Genomic DNA, 8,567 nt, shown 5'->3' with positions numbered 1-8,567 from the left:
TCTCTTGTCGATCGACTTGAGTGTTACGAACATACGACCCGTGTTCGACGCGCTTCCCTGACCACCGGCGTAGCAGACAAGGCTTTCGACAGCGGGGTCCTCACTGACCGTCTGTACGAACTGACCGAGCAGCCGCGAGATGGACTGAAACGATGTGTCCTGATCCGCGATCAGAATGCCAGTCAGCCGGCCTGTATCCTGTTGAGGGAAAAAGCCCTTCTGAGCGTCAATGTAAAGGTAAGCCGTTAAACCCAACGTTGAGATGGCGACGGCCATCGTCAATCGGTGATGACGCAGGACCCACGCCAGCGAGATTCTGTAGAGGTAGAGGATCCCGTCGAAAATCGCTTCGCTGAACGCGTAGAGTCGACCTCGCTGCTGCCGGGTTTTGTGCTTCAGCAGGAAGGCGCACATCATCGGCGTCGTCGTCAGCGAGATCACCAGCGAAATGGCGATCGCCACGGACAGTGTGACGGCAAACTCGCGAAACAGCCGGCCGATAATCCCGCTCATCAGAAGGATGGGGATAAAAACCGCAATCAGGGAAACGCTGATCGACAAGACGGTGAAGCCGATCTCCTTCGCCCCGAGTAACGAAGCTTCCAACGGCGACAGGCCCTCTTCCAGGTGTCGCGAGATATTCTCAATCACCACGATCACATCGTCGACGACGAAGCCGGTCGCGATGGTCAGCGCCATCAGCGAGAGATTGTCGAGACTGTATCCGAGTAAATACATCACCCCGAACGTTCCAATCAGTGAAACCGGAACTGCCACGGCAGGGATCAGAGTTGAACGGAAATCGCGAAGGAAGATAAAGACCACCAGAATGACCAGCGCGATTGAGATGAACAGCGTGAACTGCACATCGTGCAGCGATGCACGGATGGTGGCCGTCCGGTCCATCGCAATCGAAAGCTGCATATCTGCCGGGATCTGGGCACTGAGCTGCGGCAGCAGGTCGATAATTCGATCGACGGTCTCAATCATGTTCCCGCCCGGCTGGCGGAAGATGATGATCGTGATCGCGGGCTTGCCGTTGGGTTGTCCATCTCGCTTATCGTCGGAGAGTCCAAACGCCCGAATGTCCTGAACGGAATCAGAGACTTTAGCGACATCACGCAGACGAACGGGGGCTCCGTTTCGATAAGTGACCATCAGCGACTCGTACTCGCTGGCCGTCATCAACTGATCCGTCGCCGCGATGGTCCAGGATCGCTGGTCGTCAGAGATCGACCCTTTAGGACGATTCGCGTTGGCGGAACTCAGTGCCGCCCGCACATCTTCTAATCCGATCGAAAAGTGGTTCAGGACTGTGGGGTTCAAGTCGACCCGTACGGCAGGCGCAGAGCCTCCTCCGACAAACACCTGACCGACACCGGGGACTTGTGAAAGTCGCTGCTGCAAGATGGTCGACGCGGCGTCGTACATCTGGGCTTTGGTGTAGGTATCCGATGTCAGGGCGAGCATCATGATCGGCGCATCGGCCGGGTTAACCTTCCGATACGAGGGATTGTTCGGAAGGTTGGCGGGAAGCTGGCCTCGCGCGGCGTTGATCGCGGCCTGAACATCGCGCGCGGCGGCGTTGATGTCACGATCCAGATCGAACTGCATCGTGATGGACGTGGACCCGAGCGAACTGGCCGACGTCATTTCGGTGATTCCCGCGATGCGTCCGAACTGCCGTTCGAGTGGCGTTGCGACCGCCGAGGCCATCGTCTCGGGGCTGGCTCCCGGAAGACCGGCACTGACGGAGATGGTCGGAAAATCGATCTGCGGTAACGGCGACACCGGCAACATGAAGTAACCGATGGCGCCGGACAGGACGATGGCCACCGTAAAAAGGGTGGTCCCCACCGGCTTATGGACGAAGGGCGAAGAGAGACTCATCCTTCCTCCGTGGCGGTGTTGTCAGCGGATGAACCGAACCCGATCCGGGTGGCCAGCCAGTCGAACCACAAATAGATGACCGGCGTTGTGTACAGCGTGAGCAGCTGACTGAAAACCAGACCGCCGATAATCGTGATTCCCAGCGGACGGCGCAATTCCGATCCGACCCCGGTCCCCATGGCGAGGGGAACCGCCCCCAGCAGGGCTGCCATCGTGGTCATCATGATCGGGCGAAAACGGAGCAGGCACGCCTCGTAAATGGCGTCGTGCGGAGACATGCCCCGTTCCCGTTGCGCATCCAGAGCAAAGTCGATCATCATGATCGCGTTCTTTTTGACGATGCCGATCAGCAGGATGATGCCGATGAGAGCGATGACGCTGAGGTCTGTGTTGCTCATTAACATGGCGACCAGCGCCCCCACGCCTGCAGAGGGCAGCGTGGAGAGAATCGTGATGGGATGAATATAACTTTCGTACAGAACGCCGAGCACGATGTAGACCGTGACGAGCGCGGCCAGAATGAGAATCGGTGTGTTTTTAATCGAGGCCTGGAACGCTTCGGCGGTCCCCTGAAAGCCGGCGACAATACTGGGAGGAAGGTCGAGGTCCTTTTTGGCTTCAGCGATCGCCGTCACGGCATCGCCGAGTGAAACGCCGGGGGCGAGATTGAACGAGACGGTGACAACGGGAAACTGTCCCTGGTGATTGATCGTCAAGGGGGTGGTCGATTCTTCGATTCGCGTGAAGCTTTCCAGCGGAACCATCCCTCCTTCCGGCGAACTCAAGTAAAGTTCTTTCAGATCTCGTGGTTCGTTCCGGTACTCAGGTTTGACTTCCAGAATCAGTCGATACTGGTTCAGCTGAGTAAACATGATCGAAATCTGACGCTGACCGAACGCATCATAAAGGGCGTCGTCAATCATCTGCGGAGTGATCCCCAGCCGCGACGCAGTATCCCGGTTGATGACGACCTTTGCCTGTAAGCCGTCGTTCTGCTGGTCACTCGTGACGTCGCGAAGCTGGGGAAGTTGTTGCAGGCGCTCGACAAACTTCGGCGCCCACTCATCCAGCTCTTTCGGGCTGGGGTCCTCGAGGCTGTATTGATACTGGGTACGACTGACTCGCGTTTCCACGGTCAGGTCCTGAATCGGCTGCATGTACAGCGTGATTCCTGTGACGGATTCCAGCTTCGGCTGCAGGCGCTGGATGACTTCCATCGCGCTAATCTTACGCTCTTCAAGCGGCTTCAGGTTGATCTGAATTCGTCCGCTGTTGATGGTTGTATTCGTCCCATCGATGCCGATGAAACTGGACAGACTTTCAACAGCAGGATCTTCCAGGATGGCGCGGTTGAGTTCCTGTTGCCGGTGGGCCATGGCCTGGAACGAAATGCTTTGCGGTGCCTCGGAAATTCCGAGGATCACCCCCGTGTCTTGCACGGGAAAGAAGCCTTTGGGAACCAGAAGATAGAGATAAACCGTGGCGACGATCGTCGCGAACGAGACAAACTGCGTGAGTGTCTGATGACGCAAAACGACGTTCAGCGTTTTCCCATAGAACCAGACCACGCCGTCAAATGCCGCCTCAGAGAGCAGATACAAGCGACCGTGTTGATCGTGGGGAGTGTGACGCAGTAGCTTTGCACACATCATCGGGGTGAGCGTCAGCGAAACGACCGCCGAAATCAGAATGGTCACACTGAGAGTGACGGCAAATTCGCGGAACAGTCGCCCGACGATATCCCCCATGAACAGCAGCGGAATCAAAACGGCGATCAACGAGACGCTGAGCGACACAATCGTGAAGCCGATCTGTTCGGACCCCTTCAGTGCCGCCTGCAGTGGAGATTCGCCCTCTTCGATATAACGGATGATGTTCTCGACCATCACGATGGCGTCATCGACGACGAAACCGGTGGAAATCGTGAGCGCCATCAGCGTCAGGTTATTCAGGCTGTAGTTCAGCAGGTACATCACGCCGAAGGTGCCGACGAGTGACAGCGGCACGGCCACGCTCGGGATAATCGTAGCAGGGACGTTTCGCAGGAAGACGAAGATCACGAAGACGACCAGTCCGATCGTCATCATCAGTTCTCGCTGGACGTCTTCGACAGAGGCACGGATCGTGACGGTGCGGTCGGTCAGGATGTGTGTTTTGACCGAGGGGGGAAGAGTGTCCCCCAGTTGCGGAAGCAGTGCCTTCACGCGGTCGACGACATCGATGATGTTCGCACCCGGTTGTCGCTGGATATTCAGCACGACGGCAGGGGTATCGTTCATCCAGGCGGCCTGCCGGATGTTCTCAATTCCGTCTGTCACTTCGGCGACATCGGTCAGCTTGACGGGACCGCCGGCGCGATAAGCGATAATCAGTTCCCGGTATTGATCGCTGGAAAGCAACTGGTCATTGGCACCGATCGTATAGGCCTGTCGTGTTCCGTCGAAGCTTCCCTTCGCCTGATTGATGTTGGCGGCGACCAGAACGCTTCTCAAGTCGGCCATGTTCATGCCGAGCGCTGACAAGGCACGGGGATTCGCCTGGATACGGATGGCGGGTTTCTGTCCTCCGCTGATACTCACCATGCCCACACCGGACAACTGCGAGATCTTCTGGGCCAGCCGCGTATCGGCCAAGTCTTCCACTTTGGAAAGTGGAAGCGTCTCGGATGTCAGGGCGAGTGTCAGGATGGGTGCGTCAGCGGGGTTCGTCTTCGTGTAGATCGGCGGGTTCGGCAGATCGCGGGGGAGGAACGTGGTTGCGACATTGATGGCCGCCTGGACCTGCTGCGCCGCCACATCGATGTTGAGTTCCAGCGCGAAACGAAGCGTGATCACCGAACAGCCTTCGGAACTGGCCGATGTCATCTGTGTCAGACCGGGGACCTGACCGAACTGACGTTCCAGCGGCGCAGTCACCGACGATGTCATCACATCAGGTCCGGCTCCCGGATAGAATGTGACGACTTGAATGGTCGGATAGTCGACTTGAGGCAACGCGGAGACCGGAAGTTCGCGATAGGCTACGAGACCGGCGAGGAGAATCGCGACCATCAGCAGCACCGTAGCGACCGGCCGCAGAATGAAGGGCCGGGACGGATTCATCGTGATTCCTTATTACCACGTGGGCTGGCATCGGCGTGCTTACCGGTCGACTGACCTTCGGCGGATTGCTCGCGGCCTGGGGGAGTTGCTCCCTCTTGCGGCGGTTTTCCGCTCTCGCGTGCCTGCTCTTTTTCCCTGGTGGTGATCTTCGTCTTGGGTTGCAGCTTGTCGAGACCCTCGATGACGACGATTTCGCCGACTTCTAATCCCGATTCGACGGCCGTCCGCGTTCCTTCTGTCATCGAGACAGTCACATTCCGAAGTTCGACCGTATCGTCCGGCTGGACGACATAGACGAAGGTGGAGGAGGGGCCGCGCTGGACGGCGGCGGTTGGAACCACGACGGCATCCCGCCTGGTGTCGACGAGTAAGCGGGCATTCACGAATTGATTGGGAAACAGCATCCCGTCTTCGTTGTCGAATTCGGCCTTCAAGCGGACCGTTCCGGTGGTGGAATCGACCTGGTTATCGATGGCGAGCAACTTGCCTGTTGCCAGCTTCACTTTGAAGTCGCGGTCGAAAGCGTCAACGATCAAAGTGCGTCCTTCGCTTTGCGGCTTCTGTACGCGGAAGATGTCGTCCTGGGGAATCGTGAAGACCAGGGCGATCGGTTGCAGTTGCGTAATGACGGCGAGTCCGCTGGGATCATTGGCCCGTACGATATTTCCCTGATCGACCAGACGCAGTCCGATGCGGCCCCCGATCGGGGCTGTGATGCGGCAATAATCCAGTTGCAGTTTCGCGTTCTCGACCGCTGCGAGATCGGACTGGATCGCTCCCGCCGTCTGCTGGACCAGAGCCCGCTGTTCGTCGATCTGCTGTGGCGAGATCGAGCGAGACTGAATCAGTTCCTGGTATCGCTTGTAGGTGAAGTCGGCTGACTTCAATGTGGCCTGGTCACGAGCCAACTGTCCCTCTGCCTGTTGCAGCTGAACTTCAAAGGGACGGCGGTCAATCTCGGCGAGCAAATCACCCTCCTTGACCATCTGTCCTTCGGTAAAGGCGACGTTGACCAGTTCCCCTTCGACACGGCTGCGAATGGTGACGGTCTTAAATGCGGTCACCGTACCCAACCCATTCAGGTAAACATTCAAATCGCTCTTTTCGACGGGCGCGGTGACGACGGGGACGATCCGTGGAGGAGGCGCCTTCGGCGGGGGCGAGTGACCAATCCCAAGATTTTCTGCGACCCAGGGCTGAACGACGTCGCGGTAGTGCCATGCAGCAGCACACCCGGCGATCAGACAGATCCAGAAGATCGTCCAGAAAAGGGAACGGGCCCGGGATACACTCGGTGAGGGACTCGGATCGTGCGGGTAGGGACCAGTCGACTCAGGTACTGGTTTCGAGGAAATCGCCGGGTCCAAGTCCCCAGAACGGTCAAATGATGTGACGGGTCGATCTTTGACGGTGTCTGAGAGCTGTGGGGGCTTGACGACAGGCGGGTTGGAGATCATCAAGTTACCTCAACTTTTGCTCAGGTGGCTGGCCTGCAGTCCGTCAGGCAGCCGAACGACGAGGGCATCGACTCGTTCGATGGCGGGCTTCGTGGGTCGTGGGATTGCGGAGATATCGAGCGATCCATCAGGACCGCACGATATGATCGAAGTTACGTCGCGTTCGATCAATCGTATCGTTTCAATTGTTTCCGTCTCGAAAGATCTTTGTTCGCGAGTGATGAATCTTTCGGATTTTTCTAATTATAGGCACGTGTGCAGTTCTCTTCGGGTTCGTGTAACGCCGGTTCAGGAAAGACCTGATCTCCGTGCATGACAGCGGGATCCTGCGATCCGTGAGCCGAGGATCCGTCGTTCGTGATGCTTCGCTTGGGAACGAGGCCACTACGTCGCATGATGGCTCTGAAAGTGGTAGCGGGGGAGTGTGTCGAAGTCGGGGTGGCGGTCTGGGTCGTACTCGTCCTGCCCTGTGACGTTTTCAAATCCGTCGGGCAGGCGTTCAAACGGTGGGAATTCAGGCGGGCGGGAACGCATCCCCCAATGCAGGTTTGCCGCAACGGTCGACTCTGATACGGCAAACTTGGTGATTCGACGACGTCATTAAGCGGCGAAGATGCAGCGAGGGAACTGCCTTGTCTGCGACTCCCAGTCCCGGAGAACCCCCGGAAACAGGCGACGCCTTCGAGGCACCGGGGGGCACTCGAAATCGTCGCGCAAGGGAGCTGCAGTATTCGTCCTGCTTTCCGGGTTATCGTCGGTCAGGTCTCGTCGCCTCACTGTCGTGCGGCTGTTCATAAGGGTTGAGCAGCCGTGGTGATGAGAGTTCAGGGAAGCGGAACAGTACGCAGATCTTGCGATCCATCAGTCGACTGGATCAGGACCACGACGTTGTCTTCGTTGAGGCGATCGAGCTGGACCACACCGTTTAGTTCCTTCACTGTCTCATAGGATTGACCAGCGGTGTCAGCAACACGGCTGGTGATCCCTTCGGTCGTGGCAATGTTCTCGGTGCTGATTTTCATCACACCGCGTGCCGAGTTGGACAACAGCAGGTAGTCACGGCCATTCTGCTTGTAGGCGATCATGTCCAGTGGCTGATTTCTGTTACCGAGTTCAGCCACGGTGGTTCCGCGAGCTTTTTCGGCGTTCTTCAGGTCGTTGATCGGGAAACGAACCAGAGGCGTGCAGACGAATCCTGCGAGCAGACTCGGCTCTCCGTTAATGTTCATGGGGACGAAGGTCCGGATGGCAGCATAGTCTTCCACCCGACCGTGAGCCCCGTGGTAGATCTCGACACTGGTGCCGGTCAGGCCATCGGCGAACGGGAAGGGGATCTGATGAACGCTTGAGGGGGATGCGCCGGCTGCCAATCCCGAAGCGAAGACTTTCCCTTCGGCGTAGGCCAGGTCGGTGATCGCGTCATTGCGAGGGTTACGAGTACGGCCGTTGACCGTCACTTCTTTATCTTCAGGAGCGTCTGGCAGGACCGCTTTCTGGAAGGGGACTTTCTTCAGCGACAGCTCTGATAACTGATTGGATTCGCCGATGCGGACGATCGCAGGCGAGGCGTGTTCTCCTTTGCCCTTGGTCACCGACAGATAGACCGTTCCGGTCAGTGGGTTCGTGGCGAGGTCATTGACGGTGATGTTTTCCACGGTCGATTCCAGAAGCGAAGCGATCTGCTTGTTCAGACCGGCGATCTGCGGCTTGGCACTGGAGGGGTCTCCTTTGGTATCGCCGGTGCCAATGGCAAAGATCGCAGCACCTTTGCTGTCGCCCACGAAGAGGATTCCATCCGGACCGAAGGCCAGGGTTCCCGCGGACTTGATGTCGGGTGTCCCTTCCTTCAATCCCCAATCTGCCGCTTGTCCGATGGTCACCGAAGACAGCCAGATCAAAGCCGCGCAGTAGTAGAACATTCCATGGCGCATTGAAAGCTCCTTGAAGAGAGACTGCAGACAAAACACACGGCTGCATGGCCCGGATTCGACAGCCGTCGATAAGAGCCAGTATGCAGCTTGATCCTGCGGTTGTGAATTGCATCAATGCGACTGAGATTCAACTTCACCCCGAATTCAGGTTCTCATTGCCCCTTCGAAAGAGGGCAAATTTCTCTGCG

At 57.6% G+C, this 8,567-nt stretch carries 5 protein-coding genes; all 5 read right to left on the bottom strand.

Translation table 11 applies throughout. The features are described 5' to 3' along the window. A partial coding sequence (locus VGE80_RS09515) for an efflux RND transporter permease subunit (protein WP_440592491.1) occupies positions 1 to 1,890 on the bottom strand: 1,890 nt, incomplete at its 3' end. Continuing rightward, the gene (locus tag VGE80_RS09510; protein ID WP_440592490.1) at positions 1,887 to 4,991 is read right to left on the bottom strand and encodes a multidrug efflux RND transporter permease subunit; all 3,105 of its coding nucleotides are present in this window, start codon (positions 4,989 to 4,991) and stop codon (positions 1,887 to 1,889) included. The genes VGE80_RS09510 and VGE80_RS09515, both read right to left, overlap by 4 nt. After that, positions 4,988 to 6,448: an MdtA/MuxA family multidrug efflux RND transporter periplasmic adaptor subunit gene (locus VGE80_RS09505; RefSeq protein ID WP_440592489.1), complete on the bottom strand. Its 1,461-nt coding sequence runs from the start codon at positions 6,446 to 6,448 to the stop codon at positions 4,988 to 4,990. The genes VGE80_RS09510 and VGE80_RS09505 overlap by 4 nt, the downstream gene beginning before the upstream one ends. Positions 6,449 to 6,687: 239 nt before the next feature. Further along, the gene (locus VGE80_RS09500; RefSeq protein ID WP_373649160.1) at positions 6,688 to 6,843 is read right to left on the bottom strand and encodes a hypothetical protein; all 156 of its coding nucleotides are present in this window, start codon (positions 6,841 to 6,843) and stop codon (positions 6,688 to 6,690) included. A 429-nt stretch (positions 6,844 to 7,272) separates the two neighbouring features. Further along, positions 7,273 to 8,379: a hypothetical protein gene (locus VGE80_RS09495; protein WP_440592488.1), complete on the bottom strand. Its 1,107-nt coding sequence runs from the start codon at positions 8,377 to 8,379 to the stop codon at positions 7,273 to 7,275. Positions 8,380 to 8,567: the final 188 nt, after the last annotated feature.

The organism is Schlesneria sp. (genome assembly GCF_036405755.1).
In the GTDB taxonomy this organism is placed as follows: Bacteria; Planctomycetota; Planctomycetia; order Planctomycetales; family Planctomycetaceae; genus Schlesneria; species Schlesneria sphaerica.
The sequence above is the reverse complement of the archived record's forward strand: the minus strand, read 5'-3'. Positions and strand labels throughout refer to the sequence as shown.